19 protein-coding genes are annotated in these 16065 nt (G+C 60.3%); 8 read left to right on the forward strand and 11 right to left on the reverse strand.

Annotation, left to right across the window (positions count from 1 at the left end; translation table 11 throughout):
- Positions 1-19: 19 nt before the first annotated feature.
- Together FW796_RS00740 and FW796_RS00745 are read left to right on the forward strand one after the other, a co-directional pair.
- Positions 20-277 carry an acyl carrier protein gene (locus tag FW796_RS00740; protein ID WP_346632047.1) on the forward strand — a complete coding sequence of 86 codons (258 nt, stop codon included), beginning with the start codon at positions 20-22 and terminating at the stop codon, positions 275-277.
- Between the two features lie 26 nt (positions 278-303).
- Positions 304-564, forward strand: a complete 261-nt coding sequence (locus FW796_RS00745; protein WP_346632048.1) for an acyl carrier protein — start codon at positions 304-306, stop codon at positions 562-564.
- An 88-nt stretch (positions 565-652) separates the two neighbouring features.
- Here the strand turns inward: FW796_RS00745 and FW796_RS00750 are convergent, their stop codons facing one another.
- Complete coding sequence (locus tag FW796_RS00750) at positions 653-781, reverse strand: PA1414 family protein (RefSeq protein ID WP_011059908.1); 129 nt, start codon at positions 779-781, stop codon at positions 653-655.
- Positions 782-914: 133 nt separating this feature from the next.
- Complete coding sequence (gene ptrR, locus FW796_RS00755) at positions 915-1808, reverse strand: putrescine utilization regulator PtrR (protein WP_346632049.1); 894 nt, start codon at positions 1806-1808, stop codon at positions 915-917.
- A 104-nt stretch (positions 1809-1912) separates the two neighbouring features.
- On the opposite strand from ptrR, the gene FW796_RS00760 reads away from it, so the two are divergent.
- On the forward strand, positions 1913-3073 hold the full coding sequence (locus FW796_RS00760; protein WP_446438892.1) for an MFS transporter: 1161 nt from the start codon (positions 1913-1915) through the stop codon (positions 3071-3073).
- A gap of 9 nt (positions 3074-3082) precedes the next feature.
- Here FW796_RS00760 and FW796_RS00765 read toward each other — a convergent pair whose 3' ends face one another.
- Both FW796_RS00765 and FW796_RS00770 read right to left on the reverse strand, forming a co-directional pair.
- On the reverse strand, positions 3083-4006 hold the full coding sequence (locus FW796_RS00765) for a DMT family transporter (protein WP_102878814.1): 924 nt from the start codon (positions 4004-4006) through the stop codon (positions 3083-3085).
- Positions 4007-4182: 176 nt separating this feature from the next.
- On the reverse strand, positions 4183-5019 hold the full coding sequence (locus tag FW796_RS00770) for a CvfB family protein (protein ID WP_060838083.1): 837 nt from the start codon (positions 5017-5019) through the stop codon (positions 4183-4185).
- Positions 5020-5372: 353 nt separating this feature from the next.
- Between FW796_RS00770 and FW796_RS00775 the strand changes: the two genes are divergently transcribed.
- Positions 5373-5561, forward strand: a complete 189-nt coding sequence (locus tag FW796_RS00775) for a hypothetical protein (RefSeq protein WP_016962619.1) — start codon at positions 5373-5375, stop codon at positions 5559-5561.
- Between the two features lie 255 nt (positions 5562-5816).
- Positions 5817-6686: a DUF6279 family lipoprotein gene (locus tag FW796_RS00780; protein ID WP_404938681.1), complete on the forward strand. Its 870-nt coding sequence runs from the start codon at positions 5817-5819 to the stop codon at positions 6684-6686.
- Between the two features lie 10 nt (positions 6687-6696).
- On the opposite strand, the gene FW796_RS00785 is transcribed toward FW796_RS00780, so the two are convergent.
- A complete protein-coding gene (locus FW796_RS00785; RefSeq protein WP_346632052.1) occupies positions 6697-7089 on the reverse strand; it encodes a transcriptional regulator in 393 nt (130 codons plus the stop codon).
- 195 nt (positions 7090-7284) lie between these two features.
- On the opposite strand from FW796_RS00785, the gene FW796_RS00790 reads away from it, so the two are divergent.
- Together FW796_RS00790 and FW796_RS00795 are read left to right on the forward strand one after the other, a co-directional pair.
- On the forward strand, positions 7285-8031 hold the full coding sequence (locus FW796_RS00790; protein ID WP_346632053.1) for a DUF899 domain-containing protein: 747 nt from the start codon (positions 7285-7287) through the stop codon (positions 8029-8031).
- Positions 8032-8164: 133 nt separating this feature from the next.
- Positions 8165-9112, forward strand: coding sequence for an AraC family transcriptional regulator (locus FW796_RS00795; RefSeq protein ID WP_446438893.1), 948 nt, complete (start codon positions 8165-8167; stop codon positions 9110-9112).
- 79 nt (positions 9113-9191) lie between these two features.
- Here the strand turns inward: FW796_RS00795 and FW796_RS00800 are convergent, their stop codons facing one another.
- The 4 genes from FW796_RS00800 to FW796_RS00815 form a co-directional block, all read right to left on the reverse strand.
- Positions 9192-10508, reverse strand: a complete 1317-nt coding sequence (locus tag FW796_RS00800) for a hypothetical protein (RefSeq protein ID WP_446438894.1) — start codon at positions 10506-10508, stop codon at positions 9192-9194.
- Positions 10508-11935, reverse strand: coding sequence for a DUF6384 family protein (locus FW796_RS00805; protein WP_446438895.1), 1428 nt, complete (start codon positions 11933-11935; stop codon positions 10508-10510). Before FW796_RS00805 ends, FW796_RS00800 begins: the two co-directional genes overlap by 1 nt.
- A 1-nt stretch (position 11936) precedes the next feature.
- Positions 11937-13064: a merozoite surface protein 3b gene (locus FW796_RS00810; protein WP_446439093.1), complete on the reverse strand. Its 1128-nt coding sequence runs from the start codon at positions 13062-13064 to the stop codon at positions 11937-11939.
- A gap of 261 nt (positions 13065-13325) precedes the next feature.
- Positions 13326-13907, reverse strand: coding sequence for a hypothetical protein (locus tag FW796_RS00815; protein ID WP_446438896.1), 582 nt, complete (start codon positions 13905-13907; stop codon positions 13326-13328).
- Positions 13908-14356: 449 nt separating this feature from the next.
- Here FW796_RS00815 and FW796_RS00820 point away from each other — a divergent pair, with 449 nt between their 5' ends.
- Positions 14357-14617, forward strand: a complete 261-nt coding sequence (locus FW796_RS00820) for a hypothetical protein (RefSeq protein ID WP_346632058.1) — start codon at positions 14357-14359, stop codon at positions 14615-14617.
- A 69-nt stretch (positions 14618-14686) separates the two neighbouring features.
- Here the strand turns inward: FW796_RS00820 and FW796_RS00825 are convergent, their stop codons facing one another.
- Entirely contained in the window at positions 14687-15241 is a 555-nt protein-coding gene (locus FW796_RS00825; RefSeq protein ID WP_446438897.1) for a hypothetical protein, read from the reverse strand.
- 546 nt (positions 15242-15787) lie between these two features.
- Positions 15788-16063, reverse strand: a complete 276-nt coding sequence (locus FW796_RS00830; protein WP_161777312.1) for a hypothetical protein — start codon at positions 16061-16063, stop codon at positions 15788-15790.
- Between the last annotated feature and the right edge of the window lie 2 nt (positions 16064-16065).

The following is a 16065-nucleotide window of genomic DNA, read 5'->3' on the forward strand; positions in this document are numbered from 1 at the left end:
CCCCTGCCCCGAGGTGTTTATGGACCGTTTCGACATCCAGCAAAGCATCCGCCACGCCATCGAGACCCAGATGGCCCAGAAGTGGCCAATCCCCCCCTGCCAGGCCCGCGCCCGGAACACCTACTCCCTGGACCTCAAGGCCCTGCTCTACAGCCTGGAATGCGAGTTCAACATTCGCCTTGATCCGGAGCTTGATCTGTACCGGATCAACTCCATCAGCGAGCTCAGCCAGGTCATTCTGGAAAAGACCCGCGCCGACGCTGCCCGCCCCGCCTGACCCGCTAATCCCTCGGGAGCAACGCGATGAATCGGGCCGAAGCGCGCGTGGCCGTGCACCTGCTTATCCGCCGGGGACTGGGTGAACTCATCGACTTCGATGACCACAGCACTCTGCAGGCACTCGGGCTGGACAGGGAGGATATCGAAGCGCTGCTCTGGCGCCTGGAGGACAGGTTCGACCTCTGCATCTCCCCCCGGGAAGAGCAGCGAGCGCTCTGGCGCCTGGAAAAGGTCGGCGACCTGGTGCAATGGTTGCTGGAAAAGTCCCGGCAAAATCAGGATTGACCCGATTGTCCCGGGTGGGTGGCCGAGCGACTGCCGGCCAGAAAACACTGACGAGAGCCGGAGTCTGCACTCCGCTCTCGCCTCGAGCTCAACGACGACGTTGCTGACGCCGCCGCAGTTCTTCGTCGGTAGGAATCGGCACCGGTTGCAGCGGTGGCTCGATCAGGCCCAGTGCGACGCCAAGGTCGTGAAGCCAGCTTTGCAGTTTGTCTTTCATAGTGCCCCCTCAGGGTCGTGCCGAGCGGCGATACTGCGCCGCCTCAAGCAGATAATAGTCCTAACTTTTCCCGCGCGCTGCCTCGCAATAGCAATGAACTGTTACTGGATTGAAGCGAATCGGCCAAGGCTATTCAGCCATTGGCCCGCAGCGCCTGTGGCGCCTGCCCGGCGGCCCCCTGCTGCAGTTCGATCCAGGCATTGAGGTTGGCCCCGAGCATGCCCTTGCGCCACATCAGCCAGGTGGTGGTCTGGGCGAACGGCTCGGCCAGGGCATGCACTGCCACGCTTTCGCGCCCCGGCAGACTGTCGAGCATCGACTGGGCCATGAGCGCCACCCCGGAACCGGCGATCACACAGGCCAGCATGCCCTGGTAGGACTCGATTTCCATGGCCCGGCCCATCGCCGCGTGATAGTGGGCGAACCAGGACTCCAGGCGCATGCGATAGGCGCAACCCTGGCGAAACGTGAACACCGCACGCCCCTCCACATCCCGGGCGGTGCGCACCGGCGGGTGATCGGCCTCGCTGATCAGCACCAGGGTCTCATCGCACAAGGGCACCCCATCCAGCCCTGCCAATTCAAGGGGGCCATCCACCAGCGCCGCGTCCAGGCGCCCGCTGAGCAGGCCTTCCAGCAGCTCGCCACTGGGCCCGGACTGCACCTGCAGGTTCACCGCCGGATAGGTCCGGTGGTAACGCGCCAGCAGCGCCGGCAGATGAATCGCCGCCGTGCTGTACATGGTGCCCAGGACGAAATCCCCGGCCGGCTGACCGCCTTGTACCGCGGCATGGGCTTCATCGTGCAGGGCGAACAGCCGCGCGGCGTAATCGAGCAGCACCTTGCCCGCCGGCGACAGTTGCAAGCGTTGACGCTCACGCAGGAACAGCTCGACGCCCAGTTGCTCCTCCAACTGCTTGAGCCGGGTCGAGAGGTTCGACGGCACCCGGTGCAGGCGCTCGGCGGCCCGGGTGATGGAACCTTCCTCGGCCACGGCCTGAAAGATGCGCAGTTGGCTGAACTCCATGACATTCTTCAAAACTGAACAAGTTACTCACTATTATTCATTTTTACAGAAAGTCAATCAGTCCTAGCCTGACGGTCATTGTCCTTGCCGATGGAACCCCCACCATGTCCCCGCTGCTGCGCCTGCTCGCCAGTTTCATTGCCCTGATGATGGCCATGGGCATTGGCCGCTTTGCCTTGACTCCTCAGCTGCCGCACCTGATCGGCGAAGGCCAGGTCGACCTGACCGCCGCCGGCCTGATTGCCGCCGCCAACTACCTGGGCTACTTCTGCGGTGCACTGGACGCCATGTTCGCCCGCCAGCCGAAACAGGTACGGGCACGGCTGCTGGGTGGACTGTGGCTGTGCGTGTTGCTGACCCTGGCCTCATTCTGGGCCCAGGGCTTCTGGCCGCACCTGCTGTTGCGCTTCGGCACGGGCGTGGCCAGTGCCTGGGTGCTGGTGATGATCACCGCCCTGAGCCAGCCCCTGGCGCTGGCGGCGGGCTGGCCACGCCTGGGAGCCCTGGTGTTCGCCGGTCCCGGGCTGGGCATCATGCTCACCGGCCTGCTGGCCCTGGGCTCCAACCTGCTGGGCCAAGGCTCCGCCAACCTGTGGCTGTTGTATGGGCTGGTGGCCCTGCTGATGCTGCTGGTGATCCTGCCGATCCTGCCACAGGCCTCGAAAAACCTCAGTCCGGCCGCCCAGGACTCGAGAGGCAATGAGCAGAGCGTGGGCCGCCTGGGGCTGGTCTATGGCTTGTACGGGGTGGGCTACATCATCCCGGCGACCTTTCTTTCGCAAATGGCCAGCGCGCGCTTTCAAGGTCAGTGGCAAGCCGATCTGTTCTGGCCCGGTTTCGGCCTGGCCGCCGCCCTGGGAGTGGCCCTGGTCAGCCTGCGCCGGCACACCCCGCACAGTACTCGCCAATGGTTGATGGCGACCCTGTGGCTGCAAGCCGCCGGGGTCTTTGCCTGCCTGCTGGACAGCGGCCTGGGGTTGGTCTTGGGCGTGTTGCTGTGCGGCACACCGTTCCTGGCTTGCATGCAGCTGGTGATGCAGCGTTCCCGGGAACTGGCGCCGCAGTCGGCCCAGCGCAACGCCGGTCTGCTCACCGCCTGCTTTGCCGCGGGGCAATTGAGCGGCCCGTTGCTGGCGGCCCTGAGCAGTCACTTCAGCGCCAGCCTGCAATTGGCGCTGGTGACCGCCGGTTCCGGCTTGCTGATCAGCGGTGGCCTGCTCTGGCAACCGCGACCCGCGACACAGCGCTGCCCGGCGGTCTCCTAGGCAGCGGCGTTATAGAAAGCGCTTGATGCGCCGGCGCAACCATTGCTCGGCGCTGACAAAGGTGATGCCCAACAACACCAGCAGCGCCCCCAGCACGAAGTTGAGGCTCAAGGGTTCACCCAGCAACAGCACGCCGAAGGTCACGCCAAACATCGGCGTCATGAAGGAAAACACCGCCAGGTTCGCCGCCAGATAGCGACGCAGCAGCCAGAACCAGGTCAGGTAGCTGAAGAACGACACCACCAGCCCCTGAAACAACACACTGGCCACGGCCACCGGGGTCAGGCTGACCTGGGTCACCTGGCCGCTGAGCACCGCAATCAGCAGCAAGCCGACGAAACCGACGATCAACTGATAGAACAGCGTCAGTGTGGCTGGCGCTTCCGACAGTCGCGAGGCGCGCACCACCACCGTGGTCGCGCCCCAGGCCAGCCCCGCCAGCAGTCCCAACACATCACCCAGGAGCATGCGCCGATCCAGATTGTCCAGGGAGATCCCTCCGGCAAAGGCGATGCTGATGCCAATGAAAGCGAGGATGATCCCCAACCATTGCAACGGCCGCAGCCGCTCACTGGGCAGCAACCAATTGACCCCAAGGGCGGTGAAGATCGGCGCGGTATAGAGAAACACCGACATATGCGCGGCGCTCGTCAGCTTCAGCCCCTCGGCAATGAACAGGAACTCCAGACCGAACAGGGCACCGGCCAGTAAACCGCCGCGCCAGGTACTGGAGACCTGGGACCAGCCCCCTTTCCAGCACATCAGCAGGGCCACCAGCAGCGCCGAAATCCCGGAACGCGCAGCCGCCTGCATCACCGGGGCAATATCCGCCGCCGCCCATTTGATCATCACCTGCTGCACGCCCCAGATCAGGCACAACCCCAGCATCACCTGCAGGGCAAAGCCATCGGCGTTGCGCCGCTCGATGCTCACCGCAGTCCCTCAGATTGATTCATCGACATGACAGCTACCCGCTGTGGAAAGGACAACGCCCCCAGGGACGCGGCCAGCCATCGTGCTGCAAGACGGGCCGCACCGGGGAAGACAAGTAACCCGAGACATAGAGAAGGTGGAGGTTTACACCCCTCCACCCCAGGGCGAAATGAGTATCAGCTTAGCTCGATACGATCCGCGTGAATGACAATCTGGCCCTGTTTATAGAGCGCGCCGATGGCCTTCTTGAAGTTGCCTTTGCTGACCCCGAACAAACTGCTGATCAATGCCGGATCGCTCTTGTCGCTGACCGCCAGAGAGCCATTGTTTTCCCGCAACTTGGCGAGGATCTTCGAGTTCAGGCTGGTGGCCGCTTCTTCACCCACCGGTTGCAGGCTCAGGCTGATCTTGCCATCGGCCCGTACTTCCTTGATGAAGCCTTTCTCTTGCATGCCGGAGCGCAGGAACTTGAACACTTCGTTCTTGTGAATCAGGCCCCAGTGCTTGTTGTTGATGATCGCCTTGAAGCCCATGTCGGTGGACTCGGCCACCAGCAGGTCGACTTCCTGGCCAACCTTGTAGTTGGCCGGAGTCTTGTCCAGGTAGCGGTCCAGGCGGGCCGTGGCGGTGATACGACGGGTGTGCTTGTCCAGGTAGACATGCACCACGCAGTATTCGCCAGCATTCATCTGGCGCTTTTCTTCGGAGTAGGGCAGCAACAGGTCCTTGGGCAATCCCCAATCCAGGAATACCCCGATACTGTTAACTTCGACGACTTTAAGGCTGGCAAACTCACCAACTTGAACTTTCGGCTTTTCGGTAGTTGCGATTAACTTGTCGGCACTGTCCAGATAAACAAAAACATTCAACCAGTCTTCATCTTCACTGGGAATGTCCTTGGGAATATAACGATTGGGCAGCAATATCTCGCCGTCCGCCCCTCCGTCCAGATACAAACCAAAGTTAGTGTGTTTAACCACTTGCAAACTGTTGTAGCGCCCGACTAAAGCCATTTCCAATACCCTCATTGCGTGGGCGGCATTCTACCTGTTTTCCAGGCACAGGTTGGCGCTCCTGAGTCCCGGACCGGAAAAATCCGTGAAGAGCCTTGGTTTTTCTAGCTTCACTGGCGATCAAGCGGCCATTCGTCAGGCAAACAGCGACCTACCGGGTAGGGGCAAACAGCCACCAGCCGGCATTTTCAGAAGCTAGTCTTTATTTAAAACAGCCACTTAGGAAGATGTCAGCGAGATCAACTTAGGAAAAAAGCCAAAAAAGCGACCTTCTGTTTCAGAGGATATTTACCAAGCAATTGTCAAGTATTTCTGATAAGATGCCTGGCCAAATTAATTTTCCAAAAGGTTAAATGGCCGCCATGCGAGTAAAAGCCTCCAACAGCAAAGCAAAACCAGCTCCCGCCGTTGAAACCAGCGAATCGATCAACGAACAAATCGCGGCCTTCCTGAAATCGGGCGGCGAAATCCAGCAAATTGCCAAAGGCGTCAGCGGCCAGACTTTCGGCCCATCCAAGCAGATCAGCCTCGGCAAGAAGTAATTCCCCCGCATTATCCTGGTCCCTTAGCGCTTTGCCCTCAAAGCGCTAGGACTGGCACCCTTCTTCCCTCCCCCTAGTACTAAAAGTCGACCAACGGCCCTTATCCGCAGTCCCTGGCCGCTATCCTTGCCGCTCTCTGGATCAATGGTTTCAGCCAACTCCCTGTTCATCACTGCCGACCTTCCACCCAGCGGCTGAACTGCCGGGGGCCTTCCGGGTTCAGATGCAGGAACCCGCACTCGCAAGGACTCGAACATGGCGCGCCGGTGGCCCCTGCTTATCCTGTTACTGATCCTCTGCCTGCTGCTAGGCGCCTGCAGCCGAGTCGGCCTAGCCTATCGCAACCTGGATGTGATCATCCCCTGGACCCTCAACGACTACCTGGACATGAACAGCGAGCAGAAAAGCTGGTTCAACCAGCGTCTGCAGCAGCACCTGAGTTGGCATTGCAGCACCCAGTTACCCGGTTATCTGGGCTGGCTCGATCGCCTGCAACTGATGGTGCAGAACAATCAGGTCAGTGATCAGGACCTGCTGGCACGAACCCGGGAAGCCAAGCAGGCCATCGCCGAGACTGCACGGCAGATCACCCCTTCCGCTGTGGAGCTGCTCCAGGGCCTGGACGACGGGCAAGTCAAAGAGATGAACAATGCCTTCGCCAAGGACCAGCAGGAACACCGGGAGCAATACCTCACGCCATCACTGGCGCAACAGATCCAACAGCGCAGTCAGCGCATGAGCAAGCGCCTGAATGCCTGGCTCGGCCCCCTGAACCCCAGCCAGCAACAACGAATCGAGCAATGGTCCGCCTCCCTGGGAGAGCAGAACCAGCAGTGGATCGCTAACCGCGTTCACTGGCAGGCGCAATTCAGCGCCGCGGTGGCGCAACGCCAAGACAGCGATTTCCCACAGCGCATCGAGCAGTTGCTGGTCAACCGCGAGAGTTTATGGACAGACGACTACCGCCAGGCCTACGCCCACACCGAACAGGCCGCACGCAGCCTGTTGGTGGACTTGATGGCCGCCAGCAGCCAGGACCAACGCCAACGCCTGCTGAAGAAAATCGACGGCGTACGCAAGGACTTCACCGCCCTGAAATGCCTGCAGAACGCCCGCCAGGGCTAGCGGCGCGAAACTAGGCGATCTGCGCCCTGGAGGCCACCTCGTCAAAGGTATCCGGATCCAGGGCATCAGCCTGTTCATCCAGCACCTGACGCGGGTGATCGTTGCCCGGAATACTGCTGTCGATCAGACACAGCAGGCTTGAGCCGCGGGGCGTCAGTACAAAGTTCTCGCCGTTGCCGCCCTCTTCCTCGGGCCTGGTTTCTATAAAACCCCGGTCCAGCAACAACTTTTCGTACTGGGTGGCGGTGACTTTCAGCTCATCCAGATTGCCGGTGGGCTCACCTTCCGCCTCCTTGGCCGCCGCATGCTGCTCGGCGTAGGGGCGAGGCGTGAAACTGTGGCCGGCGCCGTTCTGCACTTCGTGCAGCAGTCGTTCAATCAGATCCCAGTTATAAGTGGTCATTGCGGTTCAACCTCCAGACATGAGAATGAAAGGCCTTTCATAGGTTGTGACCGACCGGGTTTTCAGCCGTTCAGGAAATACGCCGCGCCAGCCAGACCCCTGATCGGAAAACCGCTGGGCAGCTTGTCGATCCCGCCCTGCGCCAAACGACTAGCGTGTGTAAGACCCATGCCCCCTGCCTTGAGGAGAAACGCCATGAGCACTACCGATCACCCCGTGGTCTCCCGGGAACAATGGCTGCGCGCACGCAAACAGCACCTGATCCATGAAAAGGCCTTTACCCGCCAGCGCGACCAGCTCAGTGCCGAGCGACGGGCGCTGCCCTGGGTCAAGATCGACAAGCCCTACCACTTTCAAGGCCCCGACGGGCCACTGAGCCTGGCGCAACTGTTCGGCGAGCGTAGCCAGTTGCTGGTCTACCACTTCATGTTCGGCGCCGGCTGGGAAGAAGGCTGCAAGGGCTGCTCCTTCCTTGCGGACCACTTCGACGGCGCCAACCAGCACCTGGCCCATCACGACGTGAGCCTGGTGGCTGTCTCCCACGCGCCCTATGCCCAATTCCAGAACTTCCGTCGACGCATGGGCTGGCGCTTCGACTGGTACTCCAGTGCCGGTGACGACTTCAACCAGGACTTCGGTGTCAGCCTCAGCGCCCAGCAACTGGCCGCAGGCACGGCGACCTACAACTATGAACAGGCCAGTGGCGATGAGGCCGAGTTGCCCGGCTTGAGCCTGTTCTATCGCAATGACCAGGGTGAGATTTTTCACACCTACTCCACCTATGCCCGTGGGCTGGACCTGCTGGTGGGGGCCTATAACTTCCTCGACCTGACGCCCAAGGGGCGCAATGAAGAGCAGATCATGGACTGGGTTCGCCTCCATGACCGCTACGAACAGACGCCCGAAGGCAAGGGAAGCCAGCATTGCTGTGGTGACGCTTGATATCCTGTTCGCCGGTAAGCCGTCTCCCACAGGACATGTGTAGGAGCCGGCTTGCCGGCGAATCGTAGCGACCGACAGTACAAATCTGCGGCAAACTGCGTGCCCCCCCTCTACAGCCAACTAATCTGCAAACATGAGCGCCGCCTACCACAGCCTCCATGAATACACCCTGCGCATGAACCGGGTGCTGGAGCACATCGACCAACACCTGGACCAGCCCCTGGAGCTGGCGGATCTGGCGCGGGTGGCGCATTTCTCGCCCTACCACTTCCACCGCCTGTTCAGTGCCTGGGTCGGCGAGCCCCTGGGGGCCTACCTGCGGCGTCGGCGCCTGGCCTGCGGTGCCTATCTGATGGCCAGCCGACCCGAAGCCTCGATCCTGGAAATCGCCCTGGATGTGGGCTTCGGCTCCGGCGAAGCCTTCTCCCGGGCCTTCAAGCAACACTTCTCGGTGTCCCCCAGCACCTGGCGCGACACCGAACCGAAACGCTGGCACCGTCGCCTCGACGACATCCGCGAACGCCGCCTGCGTGAATTGAGCAATCCTGATCAGACCCACATCCCGGCCTTCGACGATCCTGACGCCTTCATTCATCTGAAGGAAACCAGCATGAACGTCACCCTGCAGCAACTGCCCGCGACCCGCGTGGCCTACCTGCGCTACATCGGCGCCTACGGCCCGGGCATTGGCGTTTTCTGGCGCGAAACCGCCGCGCCGTGGATGCTCGAACACCAGCTGTTCAACCGCGTGCGCTACGGCATCGGCCACGACGACCCGGACCTCACCCCCGCCGACAAATGCCGCTACGACGCCTGCGTCGAAGTGCCCGAAGACTTCAAGGCCAGCGCCCCCGCCGTCGTCACCACCCTGCCCGGCGGCCTCTACGCCGTGGCCCACTACCGCGGCCTGGGCCCGGCTATCGCCGACGCCTGGATCGAACTGTGCCGCGACTGGCTGCCCAAGAGCGGCATGCAGTTCGACCCGCGCCCGGCGTTCGAGCGCTATCCGGCGGATGCGTATTACGACATCAAGACGGGAGAGCTGGAGTGTGAGATCTGCATTCCGGTGAAGAAGCTGTAACGCAGCCCCGTCGCCAGCCAGAAACGACACGGGGGAGCCCATGCTCCTCCGTGCCTTGCGCCTTGAACCCTGCGCTGTGCTAGAGACTGTCGCTGGTGGAGAAGCCGCCACTGTCACGGGAGCGGGTGCTGCTGGAGGAACTGCTGGGCGAGCTACTAGACGAGCTGCTGGAACTGCCCCACAGACTGCTGGAGCCTGATGATCCGGAGCTGCGGCTACTGCTTGCCTGGGCAGCCGACAGCGCCCCCTTCATGAACCCGACCATCAGCGAGTCGACATTGCTGCGGCTCGAAGCGTTCTGGCTGGCCCGACCGGCCTCGCTGGCCAACAGGCTGCGCTCCAACTGCTTGGCGCGCTCGTACTCGTTCTGCGCCTCCTCGCACTGGCCTTGCAGAAACGGCACACGCACCCGCAACTCATCCAGCTCCGCACGCAGCTCACGCACCTTGCGTACCAGCGCATCGTCCTCCTTGTCGGCGGTTTGTGCCGCCAGGCGCTCCAGCTTGTGGTCGCTCATCTCGGCCAATTGTTCAGCCAGCAACGTCGACGCCTGGGCCAGGTACTCGTCACGTTTTGAGCTGTAGGCATCCAGGCTCGCATGTACCTCGTTGGCCTGGGCCTTGGCCACCTCCACCGCCTGCAAGGCCGCTTGCAAACGTTGCTGAAGCACAATGAAGTCACCGCCGGTGGAAGCCTCCTGGTAGAGCTGCGACAGCTTGGCCTGCTGCGCGGCTTCTTCTTTCTCCAGGCGACTGGCGGCGCTTTCGTTGGCCTGCTGAATGGCCAACAGGGTCTGCTCGGTGCGCCAGTTTTCCGTGAAGTTGCACAGCCTGGCGGCCCAGCGGTCCAATTGCCGCCATGGCGTCCAGCGCGGATAACCCTCGGTGCCGAACTTGCGACCTTTGAGGTACGTGTACAACCGGTCCACCTGGAAACCCTGCAGCTTGGTCCGGCATTCATCACGCAGCTCCTCATAGGATTCGGATGCCGCCACCCGCGCCGCCTCGGCTTCGCGCAGTGCCTGCACCTGGCGCTGATAGGCCGGGTCATCGGCCAGTTGCCGATCGATGCCCGCTACCCGGGTCTGCAACTCTCCGGACACGCCCATCGCCGCCTGCAACTGCTGCGCTACCGCGGCCTCGGCCGTGGCCAGGCGCTCGCGCAATTGCGCTTCGCCCTGGTTGCGCTGGTCAAGCAAGCGCTTGACCTCGGCCGACTGCTGGCCGCCGCCCTTGAGCTGGTGACCGGCAATCCGCGCCAGGGCGTCGCTGATGTCCTGCTCCAGACGCAATTCCCGCTCATGGGCGTTGGACAACTCCTGCTGCAACTTGCGCAGTTCATACTCGTAGCGCCGGGAGTTTTCACTCAGGGTCGCCATCATGCTGTTCGCGCTCATCACCACTCCAGGATGTAGTCAGGCTTGGCGGTGGTCCGCCCTTTGAGGAACTTGAAGCTCAAGGAATTGGCATCCTTGCTGCCCAGGCGCCGGTTATCCACATGGCCGTCGGCCAGCTTGTCGTTCTTGACCTCCTGATAGGTGGCCTGATTGACCCGCACGCCGAAGACACTGGCGTAGCGCTTCTCACCGGTCTCGATACTGGTGATCGGCACCGGCAGCACATTGCCGGCCGCATCGGTGGCCTCGGTCAGCAGGTACCAGCTCTTGCCCCCGGTGGCGTCGAAGTTGCGCTCGACCATGGATTTCTCACCGGCACGGCTGACGATGTCCAGGGTCAAGGGCGTCTTGGCAAACGCCAGCAACTGCTCGATCTCCTTGAGCCCACCGGTGGTAGTCGCCACATCCAGGGCCTGGATCGCCTGCTCCACCTTGCTCAACAGCGGCTGGAACTGCGCCGCATCCGCCTGGCTCAAGTTCATCTGGCGCACGCTGGCCCGAGCCGCCTCAAGGGTGGCGAGGTAGTTGGGGTTCAGGCTTTGCTGGTCAGTCAGCCTGATGGCCTGCTCGACCTTGGCCATGGCTACCGCCACGCCCCTGGTGTCAGCATCATCCAAGGCCCCTTGAGCCTCTTTGGCCGCCGCCGCAACCTCGGGCACGACCTTGCTGGCCACGAGAAACTCGCGACTGGCGGTCAGGCTCTTGAGTTTCTGCGCTGCCGTCAGAAGGGTGTCGATGTCATCCAGTTGCGCCCGCACATCCTTGAGCGAGGTGATGCTTCTTCTCAAGTCGGTCTTGGCATTGGAAACCATCACACCGTCGTTGAAACTACGCTGCTCCTCAGGCACGGCAAACTGCGGCAACTTGATCGTGGTCTGCTGGCGAGCCGTTGCCAACCGAGCCTTGGCCTTGTCCAGCAAACGCCCCGCTGACGCCACCTGGGAATTGGCGACCGCAGGCTCCAGCTGAGCGATCTGCTCCTGCAACAAAAACACCTGCTGGGTGCGCGAGTGCGCCTCGTTCTGCAAGCTCACCAGATCGGCATAGGTGTAACGGCGCTGCTCCTTGAAATCGATGATCACGTGGGTCCAGGCATACAGCGAATAGAGGACGATAGGCGTCCAGATCGCCACCCATTTCAGCCAGTGGTTACGACGCAGGTAACCGTCTGCCAGACGTTGCTCCCACCAGCGCAGCGTCGGCGCTTCGTAAGTCAGGCGAGTGGCAAAGTACTTGCGCACCCCCTGCTCCACCAGGGCGTCCTCGACCTCGACGCCCTGGGCCTTGTAGAACTCGCGAATACGCTCGGCCACCGCCTTGCGGTGCTTGGGCAGGTCCAGGTGCTTCTGGATCTCGGTCTGGTTGTGGCGCAGCTCATCGATCAGCGCCATGGCGCCCATCTGTTCGCTGATAGAAACCCCGCTCACCTCACACCCCCTTCTGCAGGAGCGCGGTGAAGCGGCGCTTGCTGTCCTCGGTCACCGACTCAATCTCGGCGGCGGCCGATGCCGACTCCTTGCGCAGCTCCTGAATCAGGCTCAGGCTGCTGGCCTGGAACTCCACCACCGCATCGGCCAAGGCCTTCACCGAACTGGCCTTGAGGCTGGAACCGTAACCGGCCTTGAGCGCCACATTGAGCTGATCGCCACCCACCCGCGCCTGCACTTCAAGGCTGGTGTTGATGCCATCGGTCATGGCGTTCAGGGTCTGGGTGGTTTCCGCCAGACCGCCGGAAGAAGTGAAACCCGCCGCCAGCCCGGTGAGCACAATCTCGTTGGTAGCGAAGAAACTCACCGCCCGCTGATACAGGCGCTCCTTCACCGCGTGGTACTGATTGAGCCGGGCGAACACCAGCTCCGCCGCGCCATAGGCGGCCTTCAACTGATCGGCGATGTCAGTGATGATCTGAAAGCGCTTGTCCTCGTCCTGCAGATTGCGCAGGGCCACGTCCCGCTCAAGCTCCAGCTTGGGCTGATCCGCCGCCGCCAGCCCTGCCACTTCCAGGGCGGCACTGGCATCAGCCAGGGCCTTGCGCCCGGCGTCCATCTGCGCCTGGGCGATTTTCTGCACCTCACAGGCATCCACCTCGGCCGACTTCATGGCCAGGCGGTAATCCTGGTACGCCTCGAGGATCAGGGTTTCCAGCTGGATCTGCTCATTGGCCGACTTGGCCACCGCCAGGTAATTCTCGCGGATGCTCTCGAAGCGATCCGGAATCGAGCCGCGGCGCATGTTCAACCACGCCAGCTGTATGCGCTCGGAGAACTGCAACTTGCCGTCGGCCATCCACTCCATCATCTGCTGGGCATCGTTGCGGATCGAATCGAAGCTGGTGGCGATATCCGCATAGCGGGTGCTGATATCCATGCCCTGCAACTTGTCACGCACCGCGGCGTTGAACACCGTGGCCTGCTGCAGGGTGGCAGCGATCTGAGTCACCCGCTCAACGTCGTACACCGCCACCTTGTCCAGCAGCGCCAGGACCGGCATCTCCTGCTTGGGAAAGGTGATACCGATGGAGCGCAAGGCCGACATGGAGCGTTCGAGGTAATTCATGAGCATGGGCATATTCCCGGGGTGGAGCCACGACGCCGAGGCTCCATCATCCATTGACAGGTGAATAGGCGAAGGGGGCTTCCACCCCCCACTTTAAAATCGGTTGCAGCGTTGCCGGCAGCTTCTACGCAACGGCCTGGATGACCCGGAGCCCCTCATCGAACGGGGCCCAATACATCCGTGGCAGATAGCCAGCAACCTGGCGTGCGCGAGCATAACACCCGAGTTGGACAGAGAGAATTCATCGCCGCCCGCCCCTTCTCAACGAGAAGGAATGGCCGTGATATCACGAACGATGAACTTCGGCAGAGCACGAATGTAGAAGTTCTCTACATCCGAATTACCGCTGTTGGTGATCGCCCCCAACATGGTCTTCATATTGCGCAACTGGCCCATGGCCCCGGCAGGCTGCAAACCATTGCGTTCCTGGGCGAAATGCAACACCTCGGCGCCGTCGCGCTTGACCTGAACCTTGTAACCGAAATCGACACTGGCAAGGATCGTATTGTCATCGACGACCATCGACACCAGCCCGCCCTTGGAGTCACTGAGGCGGCGCTTGTACACCGCATTCACATCCAGCAGGTAGTCGGCGCTGTCCTTAGTGGCGGCGTAGCGATTGGCATTGCCCAATTGCCGGATCAACTCCATGCCCAGTTGCTGACGCAACTTGTCCTCGGGCAGAAAGCGCTCGCTCTCGCCTACCAACTGCAGGTTGAAGGTATCGATCCAGTAAGTGGCGGTAGCGGGAATCTGCACCGGCTTGGGCGAGATGTAATAGTCCGGGGTGGAGGCACAACCGGCGAGCAGAACGAGGGTGAACAGCAGAGACAACAGACGCATGACGGATCTTCCTTGAGAAGGTTTTCAACAACGCACCGCCACCTGAAAACCACCGGCGGCATGGTGATAAGCGGCGGCATTGTAAGCCAGGAAAATCGCGGCAGACCGGCTCGAAAAGATACTCTCGGCAAATTAGGAATTGCCTTACGGCAGAAGCAGACGATCCAACAGGAATGGGGCTTTAAGGACAGGGGGAGCGCTGGATATAGTCGAGGGGTCGTTGAAAGGACGACCGGGTTTGGCGACCTGATTTACAGAGGGAATGCAAAAGATCCAGCTTGCAGGTATTTTGCGTCCGCACATGCAGTTCTATGACGGCTGTGCGCGGGAGATCTCAGGATCTGCCGACTTTACCTCTGTAGTCGGTTCGCCAACCTGCGTACAGCCGTCACCCTCTTGTTTGGCGACAACGGGTGTAGGCATTCAGCCAGTCAAACAGAGGTCTACACATGAACAGATACATGCCGATTACCGGCCACGACTGCAACATTCCCTACCTGCTTATCGATACCCAGGCACCTATTGACGTACTGCACGATGCGGCTGCTTATCGCATACGCGCGGTAACCCAACTGCTGGAAAGCTTTTCGGTAGCTGATGCCCCTCGTCATGAACCTGTTCTCCTTCAGGAACTGACGTTGGTTTGCAGCATCATGCTGCGCGATGGGTGTGACTTGATGGATGTAATGGGGAGACAGTTGCAGGCGTAGACGGCGTAGTAAATGGAGACGGGCGACTTGTGGGTCGTCCGTTTCGCGTTCTCAAGTCGGATTCAGACGCTAAGGCAAACTCACTACAGGAATACGCTCCAGTGGCTGGGTGACATCGTAAACATGCTGCTCACAATGCTTACCAATGAACTGAAACTCCACCAGATAGACCTTGCTTCGCTCTGGTGTAAAGGTGCTTTTCAGCGGGCCACAATGATAGGTATCTCCGACGCCCCTATCATAAGAATATCCCGACACCTCAAAAGGCTTATCAACATCGGCCTGTACCTCCAACTGTGGGAAGCGTTTAACCACAGCACTGTTGGCCACTTCGTTGAGCTTGGCGATCCAGTCGAGCACCTTACCCCGGCCTGAATCCACCACGGTCCCCAGCACCTCCATTCGTTGATCAGGATCTGTCGCACGACGGACCGAGAACTCTACTGGAAATGTATAGCCTGATACTTTCATGATGACTTTGGCGTGCTGCGCATCGACCGCTACCGTACTTTGGTGTAGCTGGATGCCGTCGTTCAGAAAGCTGGGAGAAGAGTCTCTGACGTTGGAATGGCAGCCGGGTAATGTGAGCATCAGGATCAGCAGCGATAGTGAGGTTCTGCTCACGCATGTATGTCCTTTAAAAAACCTGCATAGTTGCCAATAGATAAAACCGGAACCATCGAGCCAGAGAAAATTAAGTAGTTTTTAATAACCAAGGACTAAAATCTTGAGTATCCCACTAGCAGCACAATAATAAGACCTGCCACTAAAGCAGGTAAAATCGAATATTTAGGGTATCTGACTCACCGCAGTAGTGGCACGCCAATCGCGATGCGCCTTGGCAGAACCTGACTTGACTATGATGGTGAATGCTACCAAGACGTACAGCCCTATTGGACTAGCAATCAAGCGAAGACACCAAGCGCCACAACCCCCATAGACAAAAGCCCTACCCCCATAGCACCCACTTTATACGCCCCATATAGAGCCCCTGCCTGCCCCATACAAGACATCACGAACGCTTGCAACGGACTCTTATGGGCACTCATGGGTTTTCCTTATCTACCTACTCACGCCTCAACACACTACTGACGGAGCCGACTAACACACTTGACCGAGCAGATTTTCAAGAAATGCCCTCACTCCGTCAAACACCGTAATTCAGCAAAACTATCCAAGAATAGGGTCCCACAGCACACGTTTAGCATATGCCCGGGCCTCATCCTCAGAATCAAGATCCATGACTTCATACTCGTCATTCAACAGCATTTCCTTCCAGGAAACAGATTCATCCTCAAAAGCCTCGAGCAACTCTTTTTTAAGTTCCCCTCTCTTACCTGCGTTATCAACCGCCTCCTTATAAAGGTCAATCGCCATGGCCTCTGAAAAGCCAAAATCAGCAGAAAAAACCGTCTTCAGAAAATAACTCAAATTTACATACTTCATAG

It is taken from the genome of Pseudomonas sp. 910_21, assembly GCF_052850735.1.